19 protein-coding genes and 1 pseudogene are annotated in these 19753 nt (G+C 58.7%); 9 read left to right on the forward strand and 11 right to left on the reverse strand.

Features of this window, described 5'->3' with window-relative positions; translation table 11 throughout:
- Window positions 1-183: 183 nt before the first annotated feature.
- Entirely contained in the window at window positions 184-492 is a 309-nt protein-coding gene (locus QLG02_RS13215) for a BolA/IbaG family iron-sulfur metabolism protein (protein ID WP_257684784.1), read from the reverse strand.
- A gap of 206 nt (window positions 493-698) precedes the next feature.
- On the opposite strand from QLG02_RS13215, the gene QLG02_RS13220 reads away from it, so the two are divergent.
- The 6 genes from QLG02_RS13220 to QLG02_RS13245 all read left to right on the forward strand — a co-directional run bounded on the left by QLG02_RS13220 (window position 699) and on the right by QLG02_RS13245 (window position 5915).
- A complete protein-coding gene (locus QLG02_RS13220) occupies window positions 699-1841 on the forward strand; it encodes a methyltransferase (protein ID WP_282465359.1) in 1143 nt (380 codons plus the stop codon).
- A 24-nt stretch (window positions 1842-1865) separates the two neighbouring features.
- On the forward strand, window positions 1866-2438 hold the full coding sequence (locus tag QLG02_RS13225) for a YajG family lipoprotein (RefSeq protein WP_011705058.1): 573 nt from the start codon (window positions 1866-1868) through the stop codon (window positions 2436-2438).
- Between the two features lie 15 nt (window positions 2439-2453).
- Complete coding sequence (locus tag QLG02_RS13230) at window positions 2454-3005, forward strand: peptidylprolyl isomerase (protein WP_005303575.1); 552 nt, start codon at window positions 2454-2456, stop codon at window positions 3003-3005.
- Window positions 3006-3121: 116 nt separating this feature from the next.
- Window positions 3122-3451 (forward strand): hypothetical protein, encoded by a 330-nt coding sequence (locus QLG02_RS13235; RefSeq protein WP_017408628.1) that lies wholly within the window; start codon window positions 3122-3124, stop codon window positions 3449-3451.
- An 85-nt stretch (window positions 3452-3536) separates the two neighbouring features.
- The gene (locus QLG02_RS13240; protein ID WP_017408629.1) at window positions 3537-4916 is read left to right on the forward strand and encodes an MFS transporter; all 1380 of its coding nucleotides are present in this window, start codon (window positions 3537-3539) and stop codon (window positions 4914-4916) included.
- A gap of 156 nt (window positions 4917-5072) precedes the next feature.
- Complete coding sequence (locus tag QLG02_RS13245; RefSeq protein ID WP_011705056.1) at window positions 5073-5915, forward strand: outer membrane protein OmpK; 843 nt, start codon at window positions 5073-5075, stop codon at window positions 5913-5915.
- 102 nt (window positions 5916-6017) lie between these two features.
- Here the strand turns inward: QLG02_RS13245 and QLG02_RS13250 are convergent, their stop codons facing one another.
- Window positions 6018-6500 carry a YajQ family cyclic di-GMP-binding protein gene (locus QLG02_RS13250; protein ID WP_016349839.1) on the reverse strand — a complete coding sequence of 161 codons (483 nt, stop codon included), beginning with the start codon at window positions 6498-6500 and terminating at the stop codon, window positions 6018-6020.
- Window positions 6501-6857: 357 nt separating this feature from the next.
- On the opposite strand from QLG02_RS13250, the gene QLG02_RS13255 reads away from it, so the two are divergent.
- Both QLG02_RS13255 and QLG02_RS13260 read left to right on the forward strand, forming a co-directional pair.
- Complete coding sequence (locus QLG02_RS13255; RefSeq protein ID WP_039214334.1) at window positions 6858-7805, forward strand: 2-dehydropantoate 2-reductase; 948 nt, start codon at window positions 6858-6860, stop codon at window positions 7803-7805.
- Window positions 7806-7838: 33 nt separating this feature from the next.
- Window positions 7839-8411, forward strand: coding sequence for a DJ-1 family glyoxalase III (locus QLG02_RS13260; protein WP_253626663.1), 573 nt, complete (start codon window positions 7839-7841; stop codon window positions 8409-8411).
- A 97-nt stretch (window positions 8412-8508) separates the two neighbouring features.
- On the opposite strand, the gene alsS is transcribed toward QLG02_RS13260, so the two are convergent.
- Together alsS and budA are read right to left on the reverse strand one after the other, a co-directional pair.
- Window positions 8509-10179 (reverse strand): acetolactate synthase AlsS, encoded by a 1671-nt coding sequence (gene alsS / locus QLG02_RS13265; protein WP_282465360.1) that lies wholly within the window; start codon window positions 10177-10179, stop codon window positions 8509-8511.
- A 27-nt stretch (window positions 10180-10206) separates the two neighbouring features.
- The gene (gene budA, locus QLG02_RS13270) at window positions 10207-10986 is read right to left on the reverse strand and encodes an acetolactate decarboxylase (RefSeq protein ID WP_005303601.1); all 780 of its coding nucleotides are present in this window, start codon (window positions 10984-10986) and stop codon (window positions 10207-10209) included.
- Between the two features lie 109 nt (window positions 10987-11095).
- Between budA and QLG02_RS13275 the strand changes: the two genes are divergently transcribed.
- Window positions 11096-11980, forward strand: coding sequence for a LysR family transcriptional regulator (locus QLG02_RS13275; protein WP_282465361.1), 885 nt, complete (start codon window positions 11096-11098; stop codon window positions 11978-11980).
- Between the two features lie 127 nt (window positions 11981-12107).
- On the opposite strand, the gene QLG02_RS13280 is transcribed toward QLG02_RS13275, so the two are convergent.
- The 7 genes and pseudogenes from QLG02_RS13280 to QLG02_RS13310 all read right to left on the reverse strand — a co-directional run.
- Window positions 12108-12827, reverse strand: coding sequence for a DUF2931 family protein (locus QLG02_RS13280; RefSeq protein WP_282465362.1), 720 nt, complete (start codon window positions 12825-12827; stop codon window positions 12108-12110).
- Entirely contained in the window at window positions 12824-13525 is a 702-nt protein-coding gene (locus tag QLG02_RS13285) for a DUF2931 family protein (protein WP_282465363.1), read from the reverse strand. Before QLG02_RS13285 ends, QLG02_RS13280 begins: the two co-directional genes overlap by 4 nt.
- Complete coding sequence (locus QLG02_RS13290; RefSeq protein WP_282465364.1) at window positions 13525-14241, reverse strand: DUF2931 family protein; 717 nt, start codon at window positions 14239-14241, stop codon at window positions 13525-13527. Before QLG02_RS13290 ends, QLG02_RS13285 begins: the two co-directional genes overlap by 1 nt.
- On the reverse strand, window positions 14238-16169 hold the full coding sequence (locus QLG02_RS13295; RefSeq protein WP_282465365.1) for a DUF2235 domain-containing protein: 1932 nt from the start codon (window positions 16167-16169) through the stop codon (window positions 14238-14240). The genes QLG02_RS13290 and QLG02_RS13295 overlap by 4 nt, the downstream gene beginning before the upstream one ends.
- Window positions 16169-16969 (reverse strand): DUF4123 domain-containing protein, encoded by an 801-nt coding sequence (locus QLG02_RS13300; RefSeq protein WP_282465366.1) that lies wholly within the window; start codon window positions 16967-16969, stop codon window positions 16169-16171. The genes QLG02_RS13295 and QLG02_RS13300 overlap by 1 nt, the downstream gene beginning before the upstream one ends.
- A complete protein-coding gene (locus QLG02_RS13305) occupies window positions 16966-17763 on the reverse strand; it encodes an ADP-ribosyltransferase (protein WP_320206105.1) in 798 nt (265 codons plus the stop codon). The genes QLG02_RS13300 and QLG02_RS13305 overlap by 4 nt, the downstream gene beginning before the upstream one ends.
- A 78-nt stretch (window positions 17764-17841) precedes the next feature.
- Window positions 17842-19746, reverse strand: a pseudogene (locus tag QLG02_RS13310) (type VI secretion system tip protein VgrG); the annotation flags it as partial.
- Window positions 19747-19753 lie beyond the last annotated feature (7 nt).

Genomic DNA, 19753 nt, shown 5'->3' on the forward strand with positions numbered 1-19753 from the left:
CGCGGCTTCGAGTTAGCCATTATTACCTAAAAATGGGTAATGGTTTTTATGTTCAAAAAAGGATTAGAAATCTTGATGTCAGGGCGGGAGGTTGGCGTCCCGTTCCACAGCCAGGGACGCCACCGGAAAACGTTTATTAATTGTTAACTAGTCGCAGATTGAGTAATCAATTCGTCAATAGCCTTAGGAGAGGCCGTTTTTGCTGACGCAGCTGGGGGTGGTCGGGGCCTGCTCCCGTTGTTGCCACTCCTGCTCGGTATAGGTATGCAGCGCCAATGCATGAATGGCTCCCGCCAACTCTTCGGCCAGCACTCCGTTGACCTGACGATGACGCCCCAGCAGCCGCAGCCCCTCGAACGCCTGGCTCACCACCACCACCTTGAAGTGGCTCTCGGAGCCCGGCGCCACCCGGTGCATGTAGCTTTCGTTGATCACTTCCAGATGGCTGGGGGACAAGGCGGCGGCCAGCTTGGCCTCGATCTGTTGTTGCATGGTCACGAGCAAAACTCCCAAAGTGGATGTCCGGCCATTGTAGCCAGGGTTGGCCGGATGACGAAATCGTCCAGAACGGGAAAATGACACGCTTTTCCCCCGCTGCCGTGGCGGCCGGGACTGGTGAAATTCTCCGCCCCCGCTAGAATAGCGCCACTTTGCGCCCCGTCGGCGCCCGTTACATGAATCAGCTGGACACTTCGCCTATGCAAACCCTTCTCGACACGGCCCATTGTCGCCTGACCCTGTATCGCTATCCACGCCAGCTCCAGGATCCGTTGCAGGCCTGGGACGCCGCAGACGAGTACCTGATCAACACCCTGGCAGAGGGGCCCCTAGAGCACGACGGCCCGGTCATCATCATGAACGACGGCTTCGGCGCGCTGGCCGCCTACCTGCACGGCCATGCTCCCGTCAGCGTGACCGACTCCCATATCAGCGAGCGGGCCACCCTGGCCAATCTGGCCGAGAACGGCCTGGATCCCCATGCCATCCACCTGCAGGATGCACTTACCCCCCTGCCCGATGCCCCCGCGCTGGTGGTGATCAAGGTCTCCAAGTATCAGGCGCTGCTGGAGCAGCAACTGCTGGCCCTGCGCCAGGTGGCCACCCCCGCTACCCGCGTCATCGCCGCCGGCAAGGCCAAAGACATTCACAGCTCCACTCTGGCGCTGTTTGAAAAATACCTGGGTCCAACCCGCACCTCGCTGGCCTGGAAGAAGGCCCGCCTGATTCACTGCACCCCGGCGGCTACGCCTGCCGAACGCCCTGCGCTGGCCAATCCCTTTCCCACGGTCTGGCCGCTGGAGGGCACCGACATGCTCATCCACAACCACGCCAACGTGTTTTCACGCACCAGCCTGGACATCGGCGCCCGCTTCATGCTGGACAACCTGCCGATCCACAGCGCCCGCAAGGTGATCGATCTGGGTTGCGGCAACGGCGTGCTGGGGCTCTCCCTGCTGGCACGAGACGCCGAGGTGGAGGTGACCTTCATCGACGAGTCTCACATGGCGGTCGCCTCGGCCCGGCTCAACGTCGAACACAATCTGCCGGCTGCCCTGCCCCGTGCCCACTTCTTGGTCAACAACTGTCTCGACGGCGTGGCGGTCGGCTCGGTGGACCGGATCCTCTGCAACCCGCCGTTCCACCAGTTGCAGGCGATCACCGACCATATCGCCTGGCAGATGTTCAGCGATGCCCATCGGGTGTTGCCCAAGGGCGGCGAACTCTGGATAGTAGGCAACCGTCACCTGGATTATCACAACAAGCTCAAGCGCCTGTTTGCCAACGCACAAGTCGTTGCGTCGAACAGCAAATTCGTTATTTTGAAAGCCATCAAACGCTAAACAGAAAGCTAAAGGAAACCCATGATGAAAAAGTCACTCTTGCTGCTGGCCGCCCTGATGCTGGGTGGTTGTGCGACTCACTGGCCGGAGACCGCCCTGCTCAACCCGCAGGTGATCCCTTCCAATCAGCAGTACTACTCCGGCAACCGCATCACCCTGGAAGGGGTGGACAAGCGTGAAGCCGCCTACGTCTTCTCCATCAAGAAGAAAGAGAAGGCTGCCGTGCTGGTCAACAGCGAACAGCCGCTCAACAACCTGCTGGCCGAAAAGCTGGCGGAAGGGCTGCGCAGCCAGGGGCTGGAAGTGGGCAACAGCGGTACCACCAACCTGACCCTGGCCATCTCCAGTGCCGCGGTCACGGTGGAAGAGAAGACCTTCACCTATGTCACCAAGTCCCGCGTCAGCCTGCAGGTGATCGCCGATTTCCAGGGCAGCAAGCTGACCAAGCAGTTCAACATGTCCTCCAGCAAGGAAGGCCCGGGTGAGCCGAGCATGGCCGAGCTGGAATCCATCCTGAACCAGCAGCTGGGCAGCCTGCTGCAGCAGATCATGGCGGACAACGCCCTGCGCGGTTATCTCAAGGGTCAGCCGAGCTGAGCGAGGAGCGGATAGATGAAAAAACTCTGGTTACTGGCCATGCTGATCGCCCCGCTGGCGTTCGCCGGCCCCAAGGTCAGGATGGAGACCAACCACGGCAATATCGTGGTGGAACTGGCGTCCAAACAGGCGCCGCAGACGGTGAAGAACTTCCTGCGCTACGTGGCGGATGGCAGCTATGACGGCAGCATCTTCCACCGGGTGATCCAGGACTTCGTGGTACAGGGGGGCGGCTACAACCAGCAGTTCCAGCAACTGCCGACCTTCGATCCCGTGGTCAACGAGTCCAAGGGCGGCCTGCCCAACAAGCGCGGCAGCATCGCCATGGCCCGCACCCAGGCGGTCGACAGTGCCACTCGCCAGTTCTACTTCAACCTGGTCGACAACAACAACCTCAACGCCAATGCCGGCGCCGGTTATACCGTGTTCGGCCAGGTGGTGCAGGGCATGGAGGTGCTGGACAAACTGGCCCAGGTGCAGACCGGTTACAGCCCGATCCTGCGTGCCAACGACGTTCCCACCAGCCCCATCATCCTGAAGAAAGTGGTGCTGCTGGCAGACAAATAACGCGGAGCGGATCACATTCCGCTACCCCGCGCGCTGGGTCGCCGGCGCCCCTTTCTATACTCTGGCCTTGCCCCGCTGTTCGGGACTAGGCCCACATAGAGGAGAAGGAGGTTCCGGTGACCTGCAATGATTACATCGCCCAGCATGCCATCCCGCTGGCCCAGACGGTTCGTCACTTTCTGGCACGAGAGATCCCCTATCAACAGCTGGAAGATCTGAGCTGGCAGCTGTTGTCCCACTGGCAGGATCTGCCCCAGGTTCCCGCCGACAAGACCCCGGCCTCCGAGCAGGAGGGCGTATTCTGGCACCTGCTGCACAGCCTGCATCAATGGGATGAACAGCAGATCATCGCCGACGTCTGGCTGCGCCTGCAGCTGATGGAGTGCGCCAATTACCTGACCACGGACGGGCCGCTGCCGCGCCACTGCATCGGCCTGCGCCCCTGAATCGCGCAACGCCCCCCCCGGCTTGCCTTGGCTATCCCTCTCGAACCTGACAAAATGGCGCAATTTTCCCAGAGGAGTCAGGTATTTGAACACTGTCCGTACACCGAGCTGGCGAGACTCGCTCGCCGTCTACCTTGAGACTCGGGTTCTCATCCTGTTTGCCATGGGATTCTCTTCCGGCCTGCCGCTGCTGCTGGTGTTTGGCACCCTGTCGTTCTGGCTGCGCGAAGCGGATGTCAGCCTGACCGACATCGGCTACATGAGCTGGGTGGCGCTGGCCTACGGCTTCAAGTGGCTGTGGTCACCGCTGGTGGATCGGCTGCCGCTCCCGCTGCTCTCTCGCTGGTTGGGCCGGCGCCGCAGCTGGATGCTGTTCTCCCAGCTGCTGATCGCCGCCTCGCTGGTGGGCATGGCCTTCTGCGATCCCAAGACCCAGCTCGCCCAGCTGGCCCTGTTCGCCCTGCTGGTGGCGTTTGCCTCCGCCACCCAGGACATCGTCATCGACGCCTATCGCATCGAGTCGGCCCCCGAGCGGCTGCAGGCAGCCATGGCGGCTTCCTACATGACCGGTTATCGGCTGGCGATGATCATGGCCGGCGCCGGCGCACTGGCGCTGGCGGCCTGGCTCGGCAGCAACAGCGGTTATGACTACAACGGCTGGCGACTCACCTATCTGCTGATGGCGGGATTGATGTCCCTCGGCGTCATCACCACCCTCTGTTGTCATGAACCGGTGATCGACCTTGCCAGCCAGAATGAGCAGCAGGCGGCCCACAAGGCCCTGTTGCTTGCCCGTGGCTGGCCCGCTTCGCTGGCCGGACTCGGCGCCTGGAGCCACGAAGCCATCTGGTGCCCGTTTGCCGACTTCTTCCGCCGTTACGGCGGCTCGGCCCTGCTGATCCTGGGGCTCATCGCCTGTTATCGCATTTCGGACGTGGTGATGGGGGTGATGTCCAACAGCTTCTACGTGGACATGCAGTTCAGCAAGACCGAGGTGGCCACCATCACCAAGGTGTACGGGGTCATCATGACCCTGGTGGGAGCCGCATTGGGCGGTGTGCTGGTGATGCGCTTTGGCACCCTGCGCATTCTGTTTCTCGGCGCCCTGCTTACCGCCAGCACCAATCTGCTGTTCGCCCTGCTCAACGAGGTGGGCCACAACCTGGAGCTGCTGACCCTGATCATCTCGCTGGACAACCTCAGCGCCGGCATTGCCACGGCCGCCTTCGTGACCTATCTGTCGAGCCTGACCAACGTGGCCTTCTCCGCCACCCAGTACGCTCTGTTCAGCTCGGTGATGCTGCTGCTGCCCAAGCTGCTGGCGGGTTTTTCCGGCCGTTTTGTCGAACAGTTCGGCTACAGCAGCTTCTTCATCAGCACCAGCCTGCTCGGTATTCCGGTGCTGATCCTGATCGTGCTGGTTGCCAAACGAGGAAGATCCTTGCTATCGCAATCGGATAAATAGCAAGCGTTTGCGTAAAATTGGGGGTGATTAGATTCACACTTCCGAATAAAGTTCCCCGGTGCTGGTTTCTCCGATGAATTTATTTGGCTAGAATCCCTTCCGCTCCTTGTGGGCAGGCTACGGAAAACCTCAACTAACGCACAAGAGACCAATAAAATGGCCAAATTTACCAAGACTCTGATCGCTGCCGGTCTGCTGGCTGCCGCCGCTACCCCGGCTTTCGCTGCTGACTACAGCGGTGACATCCACAAGAATGACTACAAGTGGATGCAGTTCAACGTCATGCACACCATCGACCAACGTCCTTTCACCACCGGTGCTGAAGATTACAACGACACCTACTTCGAAATGGAATTCGGTGGTCGCTCCGGCCTGTTTGACCTGTACGGTTACGTCGACGTCTTCGATATCTTCGACTCCCGTCACAGCGACAAGCACAAGGGTCAGAACCTGTTCATGAAGTTTGCGCCGCGTATGTCTCTGGATGCGCTGACTGGTAAAGATCTCTCCTTTGGTCCGGTGCAAGAGGTCTACATCGCCTCCCTGAACAACATCGGCGACAACCAGATGGAGAACATGATCGGTCTGGGTGCTGATGTACAAGTGCCTTGGTTCGGCAAAGTGGGCATGAACCTGTATGCTCGTCACGCCACCGAAAACCAGTTCTTCACCGAAGAAGAGGGTGAGTGGAACGGTTACTGGTTCGCCATGAACTGGTTCAAGCCTTTCTACACCTTCAGCAACGGCAGCTTCGTCTCCTACCAGGGCTACCTGGACTACGCCTTCGATCTGGACACCCACAACCGTGCTGACCGTACCAGCGACAACCTGGCTACCTTCCACGGTATCTACTGGCACTCCGATCGCTACGCCGTCGGTTACGGCCTGAAGTACTTCATGGATGCCTACGGCACCAAAGATGGCTCCACTGCCTACGACGGTACCCCGTGGAAGAGCTCTGGCTTCAGCCACTACTTCTCCGTTACCTACAAGTTCTAATCGAACGGGTATCAGGGATACAAAAAACCGGAGCAGCTGCTCCGGTTTTTTTATGGCTTGCTGCCGGCAACAGGGGAGAGCCGTGCCCTCCCCCGGCCATCATCAGTCGCGGAAATTCTGGAACTGCATCGGCTGACCCAGCTCGGCGCCGCGCACCAAAGCCATGGTCTCCTGCAGATCGTCACGCTTCTTGCCGGTGACGCGCACTTCGTCACCCTGAATGGCGGCCTGTACCTTGATCTTGGAGTCCTTGATCAGCTTCACCAGCTTCTTGGCGATCTCTTTGTCGATACCCTGCTTGAACTTCACGGTCAGGTGGAAGCGCTTGCCGGAGTGAACGCTGTCACCCACGTCCATGGAGCTGTTCTCGATGTTGCGCTTGAGCAGGGCAGCGCGCAGGATCTCGACCATCTGCTTGAGCTGGAAATCGGCATCGGCCTCCAGCTTGACCTCTTCCTTGTTCAATTCGAAGCTGGCTTCGACACCACGAAAATCGAAACGGGTCGCCAGTTCACGATTGGCGTTGTCGACGGCGTTCAACACCTCGTTCATTTTGACTTCAGAGACAATATCGAATGACGGCATAGTGGGCTCCTCATGTTGCGCTATAAGGGGGCAAATCTACCAGAATTACGGCAAATTTGCTGATTTCGATGGGGCTGCTCTGCTAGAATCCCCTGCGCACAGGAATGGCGAGACCCGTTAGAACCTGTTCAACATCTGCCGCGAGAGGTCATCCACAAGGTAAGGCGCTGCGCAGGAGCCGGCATGTATATGAATATGTGAGCTACCGGTTCCCTATAAGCAAGTCTCATACAAGCCTTGATCACGACCTCGCAGCAAGATGATGAACTCGTTTCTGGTGTCCGCCAGGCGACATCTTCACTTATCCCCGGCAGGCGGTTGACTGGAATGCAGCCCCTACCTTGATTGAGTCTCTCCATGCCAAGCGGATCACGCGATTACAACCTGACACAAAGTCGACACACCTCCTCCCCCCAATGGACACTGCTGGGCTGCGGCGCCCTGGGCGGCGTCTTCGCCTCCCTGTTGACTCAAAGCGGCCAGGCCACTCGCGTCTTGCTGCGCGAGCGCCACCGCTCCACCCTGCACCCAGGCATCGACTTCACCTCGCTGGAGGGCCACACCCAGCTCATCAACATCGAGCGCGGTTTCATCAGCCAGCCCGGCCAAGTAAAACGGCTGCTGGTGATGACCAAGGCTGGCCAGGTCATCGAGGCGCTGACTCCGCTGGTGGGCCAGCTGGCGACCGACGTGCCCATCGTGCTGCTGCACAACGGCATGGGAATCGCCGAGCAGGTAGTCACCCTGTTCCCGCACAATCCGGTCATCGCCGGCGTCACCAGCCATGGCGCCATGCAGAGCGGCCACTTCGTGTTCCGCCACACCGGCAAGGGCGAAACCTGGCTCGGCCCGGTCAACGAGGCGGCCAGAGCCCACGCCGCCCTGGCTGACGATCTGGCAGCCGCCCTCGGCCAGGCCGGCTGGGATGAACAGATCCAGGCGCGCCAGTGGCAGAAGCTGGCGGTCAACTGCGCCATCAACCCGCTCACCGCGCTCTACAAGCTCAAGAATGGCGAGCTGGCCGGCCCGCGCTTTGCCGATGCCCTGCAGCAGATCTGCGTGGAAGTGGCGGACGTGATGCAAGCCGAAGGCCAGCCCACCGGCAGCGACGAGCTGCTGCGCCGGGTCATGACGGTGGTGGAGCTCACCGCCGACAATTACTCTTCCATGTATCAGGACATGGAGCAGGGGCGCGAGACCGAGATCGAGGCCATCACCGGCTTCCTGCTGGCCCGGGCTGCCAGTCACGGCATCGCGGTGCCGGTCAATCAGGGTCTCTATCAGGCCATCAAAGAGAAGCAGTGAGCCCGGCGGGCTCGCCAACGCAAGGAGCAAAGGATGAGCGTACTGGTACTGGTGGCCCCAGGATCGGAAGAGATCGAGACGGTCGCCATCGTCGATACCCTGGTGCGTGGGGCCATCGAGGTGGTGCTCGCCTCCTGTTGCCCGGCCGGGCAGCGCCAGATCCGCGCCTCCCGTGGTGTGCAGCTGGTGGCGGATTGCCACCTCGACGAGCTGGCTGACCAAGCGTTCGAGGCCATCGTCGTGCCGGGCGGCCTGCCCGGCAGCGAGGTTATCCGTGATACGCCGCGCGCCATCGCCCTGCTCAAGGAGCAGGCGGCAGCGCAGCGCTGGCGGGCAGCCATCTGTGCAGCCCCCGCCGTGGTGCTGCAACACCATGCTCTGCTGGGGGATGCCAGTGCCACCTGCCATCCCGGTTTTCAGGCCCGCCTGCCCGCGGCGCAGCTCAGCATGGCGCGGGTGGTGACCGATCAGGCCCATCGCCTGATCACCAGCCAGGGACCGGGCACCGCCATCGAGTTCGCCCTCGAGCTGGTGCGGGTGCTGCGCGGTGACGAAGCCGCCCGTGCGGTGGCCGGCCCCATGGTGTTGCCCCCCCTCGCTCCTTGAGTAAACTGCCCTCTCGCAATGACAGAGCGCCCCTTGCCGATTGGCAAGGGGCGCTCTGCGTTGGGCGGACCGCTTCACAGCCTCCCTCAGATCCGGCTCAACTGAGCATTTCGGGTCTGAGCTGCTCCATCAGCAGATGGTTGTCGCTGTAATCCACCGGGATGGCCACCACCGCCGGCCCGCTCACCGCCATGGCGGCGCGCAGGGTCGCTCGCAAATCCTCGGCGCAGGTAACGGCAAACCCGGCTGCCCCGAACGACTCGGCATAGGCCTTGAAGTTGATAGGACCGAAACTCACCCCGGAGCTGCGGCAGTACTTTTTCTCCTCCTGCATCGCCACCATGTTGTAGCCGTTATCGACCCAGATGATGTGCACTATGTTGGACTTGAGCCGCACCGCGGTCTCCAGCTCCATGCTCGACTGCATGAAGCTGCCGTCACCGGACACCGAGATGATCTTCTCCCCCGGCCGCACCATGGCGGCCCCGATGGCCCAGGGCAGCGCCACCCCCATGGTCTGCTGGCCGTTGGAGATGAGCACCTGGCGGGCCCGGAAACTGTACAGATAGCGGGCAATCCAGATGTGGAAGCTGCCCATGTCCACGCACAGGGTCATGTCCTGCCCGATGATGTCCTGCAGCTCCTTGACGATGCGCAGCGGATGGATGGGGGTGCCCCCCAGCCGGCCGGCATGTTCGGCGAGCTGATGGCGCTGGGCGCGGATCTCGCCGAGCAGCGCGGTAATGGCCGGATCCCGCGCCAGCGGCTGGTGCAGCATCCGGGTCAGCCGCGCCAGATTGGCGCTGATGGAACCCACCAGCTCCACCGCCGGGCAGTAGCTGCTGTCGATCTCCGCCGGCAGCGCATCGATGTGCAGCAGCTGGCGCTCACCGGTGCCGTTCCACAGCACGGGGTCGTATTCGATGGGGCTGTAGCCGATGCAGATCACCAAATCCGCATCCTGCAGCAGCTTGTCCCCCGGCTGGTTGTTGAACAGCCCCACCCGTCCGGCGAAGTCATCGAAATGGTGGGTATCCACCACCCCGGCCGCCTGATAGGTGCCCGTCACCGGCAACCGGCTCTTGTCGAGGAAGGCGCGCACCGCGAGGGAGTTCTCCGGTCGGCTGGCCAGCAGGCCGAGCAGCACCACCGGCTTGCGGGCCTGCGCCAGCAGACTCAGCGCCCGATCGATGCCACGCTCGTCGGCCGCCCCCGGCTCGGGAATGGCGCTCGGCACCAGGATGGCGCCATCGGCCGGCTCGTTGATGATGTCCATCGGCAGGCTGACGAAGGCGGCGCCGGGCCGCCCCAGCTCGGCGCTGCGAAAGGCGTTGGCCATCACTTCGGAGAGGGCGGATCCTGTGCCCACCTGGGCACTGAACTTGGTGACCGGCCGACACAGGCTGACGGTATCCAGGCTCTGGTGGGTCAGCTTGAGGCCGTCAGCCCGCCGCACGGCACCGCCCAGCGCCACCATGGCATCCCCTTCCGAGGTGGCGGTGGCAAGGCCGGTGATGAGGTTGGCGCAGCCCGGCCCCGAGGTCACCAGCGCCACCCCGGCCTTGCCGGTCAGCCGGCCGACCGCGGCGGCCATGAAGGCGGCATTCGCCTCGTGACGCACCACTATGGTTTCGATGGGGGAGTCCTCCAGCGCATCGAATACCCTGTCGATCTTGGCCCCGGGAATGCCGAATACCTGCTTGACCCCTTGCACCTCCAGATGGCGCACCACCAGTTCGGCCCCACAGGCCCAGTGTTGATTTTCCATGATGTCACTCCTTGTTAAGCGAAGGGCTCAGCCTTCGGCGGCGCGGATGGCGCGGTCCAGATCGGCGGGATTAAGGTCGGCCTGCTGAAATGCCGAATTGCGGGGCAGCTCGATGTTGAGGTGTTGCACCACCGACAGCTGCAGCTGGCCGTGGCCCATGGCGTAGTCGAGGATGTGGCCGCCGCCCCGGCGATCCTCGGTGATGAAGTGCTCGTGATAGCCGGCCACATTGATCCCCTGCACGAAGGGCGGGCAACGAAAGCCGACCAGGGTGCCGCGCCGCTGGCTGAATGAGAACAGCGGCTGGGCCTCGATGGCCTCCAGCATGGGCTTGTAGGGGGGATGCTGGCAGGGAACGGTGCGCACCTGCGCCTGCTCGAACAGGCCGTCGAGCCGAAAGGCGACGAAGACGTTGTCGGTACCCACCAATCGATCCACCCACTGGTGGATCTCCTCGCGGCTAAGGGGGTGATCGAAGCGGCGCTGCAGGCAGGGGCGAAAGTGGGTCATCACCGCAAACGGGGTCTTCTGCTCCGCGCGGGCCGGACGGGCCGAGCCGTCAGCCTTGAGCTGGTGGATCTGGCGCTCGAAGGCAATCAGCTCGCCGTCGAGCCGGTTGAAGGTCCCGAGGCCGAAGTCACCGTGGCGCAGCAGGTCGGCCATGGTGGTCTCCCCCTCGTAAACCCCCGCCAGCAGGGCGCTCATCAGGGAGCTCTGGTAGACCTCGCCGCCCCCCTGGCGAGCCTGCCAGCGGGCAAACTGCTGGCTTATCTCGATGGCGCAGTCACATGACGAATTGGTTTCCATTTGGATTTCACCTCCAATCCTGTTAGGTTGGCAAATCAGGATTCAATAGTGACCAAGATCACAGTTTGATACCAATATCCAAACCCATCAGCTTCGAGACGTACCAGATATGGAATTCCGTTACCTGCGCTACCTGGTGGCCGTGGCAGACAAACAGAGCTTTACCCGCGCCGCCGAGGCATTGGGCATGGCCCAGCCGCCGCTCAGCCAGCAGATCCGCAAATTCGAACAGGAGGTGGGCACGCCGCTGTTTCACCGGCTGACCCGCAGTGTGGAGCTGACCGAGGCGGGGCTGAGCCTCTATCAGGATGCCAAGGGGATACTGGCGCAGACCGAGCAGGCCATGCAGAAGGCCAGGCGCATCGCTCGTGGCCAGCTGGGTTCACTGCGCCTCGGCTTTGCCGGCTCCACCGTGCTGCACCCGAGCGTGCTGCAACTCATCCACGACTTTCGTCAAGCCTGGCCGGAGGTCAGCCTGCACCCCATCGAGAACAGCATGCCCAACCTGGTGCGCGATCTGGTGAGCGAGGAGCTGGATGCCGCCATTCTGCGCCTGCCCTGCAGCAGCAGCTCGGCGCTGGCCCACCACCTCATCGACGAGGAAGATATGCTGATTGCCCTGCCCCCGCACCATGCGCTGGCCGAAAGTGGTGCCATCCCCATCGAGGCGCTGGCGCAGGATCCCTTCATCCTGTTCCCTCGCGAGCTCGGGCCCGGGCTGCACGACGCCATCACCCAGCGCTGCCAGCGGGCCGGCTTCAGCCCCCGCCTCGGCAGCCAGAGCCCGCAGGTGATCTCCACCGTCGGCATGGTGCAGGCCGGCTTCGGGGTCGCCATCATCCCGCGCTCGGTGAGCGAGCTGCACCCCCACGGTGTCAGCTATCACCCCATCGCCACCGAGCCGCTCACCACCCGCATCAGCCTCGCCACCCGCCGCCATCCCCGCCAGAAAAGCCTGCAGCACCTGATTGGGCTGATCCCCGACCATCATTGAAAGACAAACAAAAACCCCCATTGGCATAAGCTGATGGGGGTTTTGGCACCGTATTATTTCGCGAACAAATATTGGCCTGCTGAGTAATTCAACTCACCTTTATCGCCGGTTGAGATGAAACGAATGGCTATTCAGACACAGGATTCACATCGGTGACGGGTTGGGCAGCACGGTAGGCATCCATGATGGGAGCCCAGGCCATGCCACTTGGAACGGGGTACTGTTGATAGAGATCACGATAGTTGGCATCAAAGTCTGCCCAACGATTCTCATATTGGCTGGAGATGGGGAAACGTTTCTCATCTCGATCATCCGTTACCTCTTTTGCTATTCCTCTGGCCAGCAGGATATCGGGGGTAACACGAGGATCTCTCAAAAACGCCTCGACATAGCCGCCGGTTGCCATGCCCAACCCAATATTATCGCGGCGCTCTTCGCGCCACTCCTTGCCTACTTTTACCCGGTAAGGCTGCGCTATCATCCTTTCCAGCTGCGCGGCGGGTAAGTCAAGGCTGATGCGATAGCGTTTCTTGTCGTGATACGACACCCATTCCACCTCAACCCGATCGGGAGCAGGGTGAATATCACGGCGGCCCTTGCCTATGCTCCAGCGATAATCTTTCCCTTTGAGAGATTGGTCGCTAACTGACCGGATAGCCCCATTGGTTGAGGCATCCACCAACTCGCCCTGACGATAAAAGTGCACCTCTGTCACCCAGATCTGATCAGCATTGGTGCCCACCATATGGCGCCAGTCCAGTTGTTTGAGGCCTGTGGGGGCTGCTTGGCAGGATGTGACTAACGGCAACAGCAGCAATAAGAGAATCCAGCGCGTACAAGTCATCATTGCACGGGGTCAGTATCCGTCTTGGGTTGCGCGGCACGATAGGCATCCATGATGGGAGCCCAAGCCATTCCGCTGGGAACGGGGTACTGTTGATAGACTTTACTGTACTTCGCATCAAAGTCTGCCCAACGATTTTCAAACTGGCTTGAGAGTGGGAAACGCTTGTCAAAGGGATCATCCGTTACCTCTTTGGCTATTCCCCTAGCCAGCAGTATATCAGGCGTGGCTCTGACACTGGTTAAAAAGGCCTCAACATAACCACCTGTCGCCATGCCTAAGCCAATATTATCCCGCCTCTCTTCACGCCACTCTTTGCCCACTTTTACCCGGTAATGCTGCGCGATCATGCTTTCCAGCTCTGCTGGCAATGTAAGGCTGATGCGATAGCGTTTCTTGTCGTGATATGACACCCATTCCACCTCAACCCGGTCAGGGGTGGGATAAATATCACGGCGGCCAGCCGTGATCAGCCAGCGATAATCTTTTTCACGCAGCGATTCATTATCCACTCGGCTGGCAGCGCCATTGGTTGAGGCATCCACCAGCTCGCCCTGACGATAAAAGTGCACCTCTGTCACCCAGATCTGATCAGCATTGGTGCCCACCATATGGCGCCAGTCCAGTTGTTTGGGGCCTGTGGGGGCTGCTTGGCAGGATGTGACTAACGGCAACAGCAGCAGTAAGAGTATCCAGCGCATTAATTAACTGGTTCATTGTCAGTGTGAGGTTGTTTGGCACGGTAAGCATCCATGATGGGCGCCCAGTCCATACCCTGCGGAATTGGGTGCTGCAGGTAAGTGGGGCCATAATCCTTATCAAATGCTGCAAAAGCATTATTAAATTGTTTGGAAAGTGGCACTTTTTCGTCTTGCCAAGGCCTTATTTCTTTAGCTATGCCTCTTGCCAGTAAAACATCTGGTTTAACTTTGAATTTGGTTAGAAATACTTCAACGTACCCCCCAGGAGCAAGTCCAAGTGCGATTATATTTCTTCGTACTTCTTGGCGTTTTTCTGCATCCAATATCCAGTAACCTTGTGCAATCTGAGAGTTTAAATTTGATGGAAGCATCAGAGTGATGCCGTAGCGTTTTTTGTCATGGAAGGAAACCCATTCAATATCAACTTTATCAGGAACTGGCTGATTGTATAATTTTCGCCCTGCACCTATGCGCCAGCGATAATCCTTTTCTCGTAAAGCCTCAGCTCCAACATAACCAGCATCACCGTTTGACGAGCTGTGAATGAGCTTCCCCTCATGATAAAAATTGGCCTTTGTGTGCCATATTTCATCCGCGTTGGAGCCCACCATATAAGACCAATCCATAGTCTGTGGAGTGCTTGCCACACCTGTAGCGCTAAAACCAAGCAGACCCAGCGCTAGTAAAGGAAGTTGTATCCAACTGAATTTCATCATCCGCCTTCCTGATTATTGTAAATTTTACGTCCATCTCTACCATCGATATTATTCGCCATATTGACCAATCCAGTGTCTGCACTATGATGCAAGTATTCAAAACGAAGATAACGATAGGCATCTGATGTTAATTTATTCGCTAAGTTTTTAACTATACCTCGTTCTTTAGCGGCATTAATCCATTGCTCATCTAGCTTGGCTAGATTGGAATGAGGAATCCGAATACTCAATGGTACTAGTGACAAGTCAGCTCTTGCTTCATCCCATAATTGAAATGGAACCCCCACATCTCTTGCCGCTTCAACCATCATGTGTAGTGGAATGCGTGAGTATTCACCTTCAACCACGCGATTGATCAGTACTTCAACTTCGACATTCATTTTATCTGTCTTGGGGTGTCGACTGCTCCTCACTCGCAGGCTGATTTTATTCCTTACCGGCGCACTCGCCACATTTGGTAAATCAACGACTTCATTACCCCAACCCTTTATCACTTGTTCCTCGGCATACTTCTTGGCTCGTCGATAGGCACTACTATTTTTAGGGTCATATATCGTAGCAGATTCTTCACTTCTACAGATCTTGATGGAAACTTGCTCTGTAATCGCGGGATCGCCATTGGGGTTACTCAAACTCCAGCGGCTATAGTAGCCACCGCCAACATCAGAGTGAGCCCCAGGCACTATGACTTCTGTAAAGTTTGGCGCAATTTCGATACCCAGTTTATCATCGGTGATGCGAGTCAAGGCAAAGAAAAAACGCCATTCATCGGCGGCAATAAGATGAACCACCCGCTCAGCGCAGTCTGGGGACAAAGTTACGTTTCGTTTCCTTGCAGAGGTTGTTACAGTATCAAATAATCCAGCAAATTTTATACGACAATCATCGCGACTAGCCCAATCGAAACCAGCCTTAAGCTGAACTCTGCTCTCTTTTTCCATCGACTTTGCTAACAAATGCCCTGCTTTTCCATCAATAAAATTAATAAATTGCCGAGCGGCGGAAGCGCCACGACTAAAACCAAATACATCAAATTCAATTTTATGAATACAGTCAGTCTTAGAAATAACTTCGCCTAATTGTTCATTTATTGTTTCAACAATCGTTGTCTCGCAGGCCTTTTCTACTTTGGATAGACTTGAAGTACTCCCTAAATCGGATGCTTGGCCAGCTCCAGCATCCTCTTCAGCATTCTCCGTGCCGATCCCATCAATATACACCTTTGCTAAAAGCTCATTGCCTTTCGGCACCCGATATAGTTCATAGGCTTTACCAATATTGGTAATGTCATTTGCTTGACTTGCAACCTTTAGAGGAACATCCCCCGCCTCGCACTGTTTGCGCAGTGCTTCACGTTCTTCAGGGGCAGCGCATTGCTCCAAAAATGTCTCGATCCCATCCTTTCCAATCAAATGGTTAAAAGTGTTGTTTGAGGTTCCATCGAAAAAGACCCCAATCCGCAAGATATTGATCTGATAGCCTTTAACTTCAATCACATAGGAATGCTTGGTGAAAAAGCGGGGAGGCTGGGCCTGTCCTGCCTGATGCCCTTTCGGTAGTGGCTGTTCGGGATTGGTGAGGCAGAGGTCGCCGGTGGTCACCTTGATATGCTCTCGTTTGACGTCGCAGTGCCCGAAAAGTTTGTCAGTATAAGCGGGTACCAGTGTGGTCTCACCCTCCTTGAGGGCTTCACGGGACTGCGCCGCCTTGAGCCAGGCTGGCGTCTCGATTTTTACTGTCACCGGGCCAACTGCAAACCCTCGCACCAGGATGGGTCCATCCTTCAGAGTGATCGTCTCTGACTTGCCTGTTTCGTCAGTCAAAGTGGCCTTTAGCCCCTTGAACGAACGGTTGTGCTCATCGCGAATGTCTACCTCTATCCAGTTATCATAACGTTCGCAAGGGATACAATGGGGATCTGCCGCCATCAGGATACTCCTGTCAATTCGTGATGTTTGTTCAGCCAGTTGGCTACCTGAACCAGCTCATCGTCGGTCAGCATCAAAGGCCCCTGTATCTCTTCAAGAGGCAAATTGGCCTGCAAAGTCAAGACGCCAGCCACCACACCATCGCGCACATCCTCTTGCAGCCCATTCTGATTGGCCTGTTTGAGGGTGAGTAAAATAGCCCCGGCCGGGTCAGGATGGCGCTCCATCATAGCCGTCATGGTCTGCCATAACCGCCGCCGCAAGATGTAGGCATGACGGTTCTCGTCGTAGAGTCCAGCCAGATGATGAGACCGGATATGAAACCAGGGGGTTTGCAATGCGGGTTGGAACCGGGCATGAGGCGTGCGAGAGAAGGCCTTGCCATGGATCCAAAGCCCGGAACAGGGCCCCAGCACACTATCGCGTTCATCAGGGGTCATGGCACTGAGCATGGGCAGGAAAATGCGTGGGTCAGAGAAACGAAACCAGACAGCTTCTCCCTCCCGTATCGCTTCTATCAGGCTCTGCCAATGGCGGCGGATCAGCTCCACTGATTGGTCGCTGATCAGATAGAAGCCACTCAGGGCGGGATTGGCCATCATGAACTCAGTGGAAGGCGCTGGCAGCAACCAGGGCCCCAACGCAGACTGCTCATAGAAAGCGGTACCGGCAAAAAGTGGATTGGCATTCTCTCCATCATAGGTATAGAAATCCGCCACGGCTGACACCGCTTGTGCTCCATCGATGACGACATACCTCTCACCCGCTTGCTCGCCAGCGAGCCAATCAGATAACGTCATATTACGGAAACCTCTATCAGTCGCTTGATCCTACTGCGGTTATCCGATGCATTGTCAGAAGTTGGAATCGTATTGAGCAAGGAGTCAAAATCTCCGCTCATGGAGGAAACCACTCGATCGACCCTTAGTCTGGTCTGGGTCGGAAACAGCATTTCTGCTTCCCCCTTGAAGTGCGCTGCGTCTCCCAACAGACGACCACCATGACCGGCAGGCAGGCGGATCTTCAACAAGGTATCGTTGACCCAGGCCTTGTCCGGTGAGGTACTCATGAATCCTGACTCAACAACGATATTGCCCACCCCTGTGAACTGATCTTTCAGGGCTGCAAGCTCCGGCTTGTCCAGCGCCAACCCCCGGTACACGAAGTCCAAATCGGGTGAGACCGGCAATTTCGCCAGACCAGCCTCCACATCGGCAACATAGGCCTTCATTGCCTGGTCAAACTCGCTCCTGGATGTCGGCTCATCATTCAAATAGCTGCGACTAAGCAGGGTATCGATGGCCTCTTGTTGCTTGTAGGGGCGATCACGCAAATAGTTATTGAGCAATGTGTACCCTTGCGCCGAATAGTATCTAAGTGCTTCATCCGCTTTGGATATCTCTACCCTCGCCCACTTCTTTGCCGGCTTTTTGCCTTCCCCTGTGGCCGCAACAGGTGGCGGCGGTGGCATCATTGGGCCTCCGGCAAGCTGGGGTGGGGCGGGCGGTGGAGCTGGTGGGCCCCCGGCAGGCGGAGGGGGTACAGGTGGTGGAGCGGCTGGACAAGGCTTGGCCAGCGGTGCCATGGACTCCATGCTCTTGTGAATGGCCGGGGCTGGCAATGTTGCTGGTGGTGGTGTTGGCACCTCGACATTGCCTGGCTGGATGGGGGCCTTACCACCCCAACCAGAGCCAGAACCCGGGCTGCCGCCGGAATTCATCTTGATGGAGCCACCGCTTAGGGTGACGCCACCGGCATCCAGCTTCACAAAGCTGCCGCCGACCTTGAGGGTCAGCTCAGCACCGGCCTCCATCACGATCTTCATGCCCGCCTTGTGGTGAACCTCGCTTCCCGCCTCCACCAGCAGGGATTGGCCCAGCTTCTGATGCATGCTGGCATCCACGGTGAGGGAGTAGTCGGCTTTTATCTGGTCGCGCTTCTCACCCTCTACCGTCAGGTGGTCATTGGCCTTGATACGGGTCACCCGCTCATTGTCGATGTCTCTGTGTTCGTCGTGCTTGATGTGCCAGGCGGCATCATTTTCGATAAGCACGTTCAGGTCTTTCTGACCATGGATATAAATCTCTTCCTTGCCTACCTGATCTTCAAAGCGCAGTTCGTTGAAACCCTCCCCCTGATGGGTTTCGGTGCGCAGCACGGTGCGGGTCTTGTTGGCCGGCAACTCGTACGGCGGCCGGTTGGTGGCGTGGTAGGTGCGACCGGTGACGATGGGCTGGTCGGGGTCCCCCTCCAGGAAACTCACGATGACCTCGTGGCCGATGCGCGGGATGGCCATCATGCCGTACTGACCGCCGGCCCAGCCTTGCGAGACTCGCACCCAGCAGGAGCTCTGGTCGTTGGAGCTGCCATAACGGTCCCACGGGAATTGCAGCTTGACCCGGCCGTGCTCGTCGCAGTAAATCTCCTCCCCTTCGGGGCCCACCACCATGGCGATTTGCGGGCCATCCACCATCGGCTTGTGAGGGGCTTCCGGGCTGCCGATGCGTACCCGCCAGGTAGTACTCGCCTTCACCACGCCGAATTCGTTGTGGTAGACGGTGGGGCCGCTGCCGCCTTCTTCTTCCAAGGCCTGGGGTTGTTCACCGGTGTGGCGGATATGGACGATTTGCCAGTCGGTGTTGAGGTTGCCGTTGGGGTGTTCAGTGAGTGAAAACGTCTGGCCCGGCAGCAAGGCGGCGCAGTTGGACTTAGCCTGGCCCACCACCGCGTCGTTACGAAGGGCATCCAGCCTATGCTGGGCAAACGCCTTGCCGCTCGGGTCCGCTTTGTAGCGGCCCGGGTAGTCGAAGTGCTGGTAGGTATCCCGTTGATGGTCGAGCTCTGCACCCTGCTTTTTGTGAGAGAGGCCGTAGGCCGGGGTCTTGAAGCTGTAGTCCTTGAGCTCCACATCCGACGGGCGCACCGCCTCCCGGTAGTGGAACTGACGGACATAAGGCCCCTGTTCCAGCGAACGGTTGCCGAGGTTGAAGAAGAGCTCGGGGCCGGCGGTCAGGGCGGCGGCGTCATCGGCAAACACGATGCGGTGCTTGCCCGCTTCAAACTCGTGGAAGTAGAACATCCCCTCTTCGGCGGCGAGGCGGTTGACGAAATCGAGGTCGGTTTCCCGGTACTGAACACAGTATTCCCGCTTGGCGTGCTCGTTTTTCAGGGCAAAGGCGTAGTCGGTGATGCCGTGCTCTTGCAACAGGATGGAGAGGATTTCATCGGGCTTTTGCGCCTGGAAGATGCGGGAGTTCTGGCGCAAAGAGAGTCGCCACAGGGCCGGCTGCACCAGCAACTGATAGCGGGTGCGGCGAAAACCGCTATCACCCTGTGCAAAGTCACTGACCACCCCACACACCCGACGTTGCAGCTCGCCGTTGTACCACACCAGCAGCTCGCACGGCTGGTCCAGCACGGCGCCAAAGTCGATATCGGGCTGGGCACTTGCCAGCTCCAGGCGCAGGTGGAACGGCCGGTTGAGCGCTTCATCCAGCGCAAACTCGGCCACCACGAAGGTGCTCTCGGGCAGGGCCCCTACCTTAACGGTAAATTGTAATCCTGTGCTGTCTACCATGAAGCGC

This window comes from Aeromonas sp. V90_14, from assembly GCF_029967615.1.
GTDB classification, from domain to species: Bacteria; Pseudomonadota; Gammaproteobacteria; order Enterobacterales; family Aeromonadaceae; genus Aeromonas; species Aeromonas hydrophila.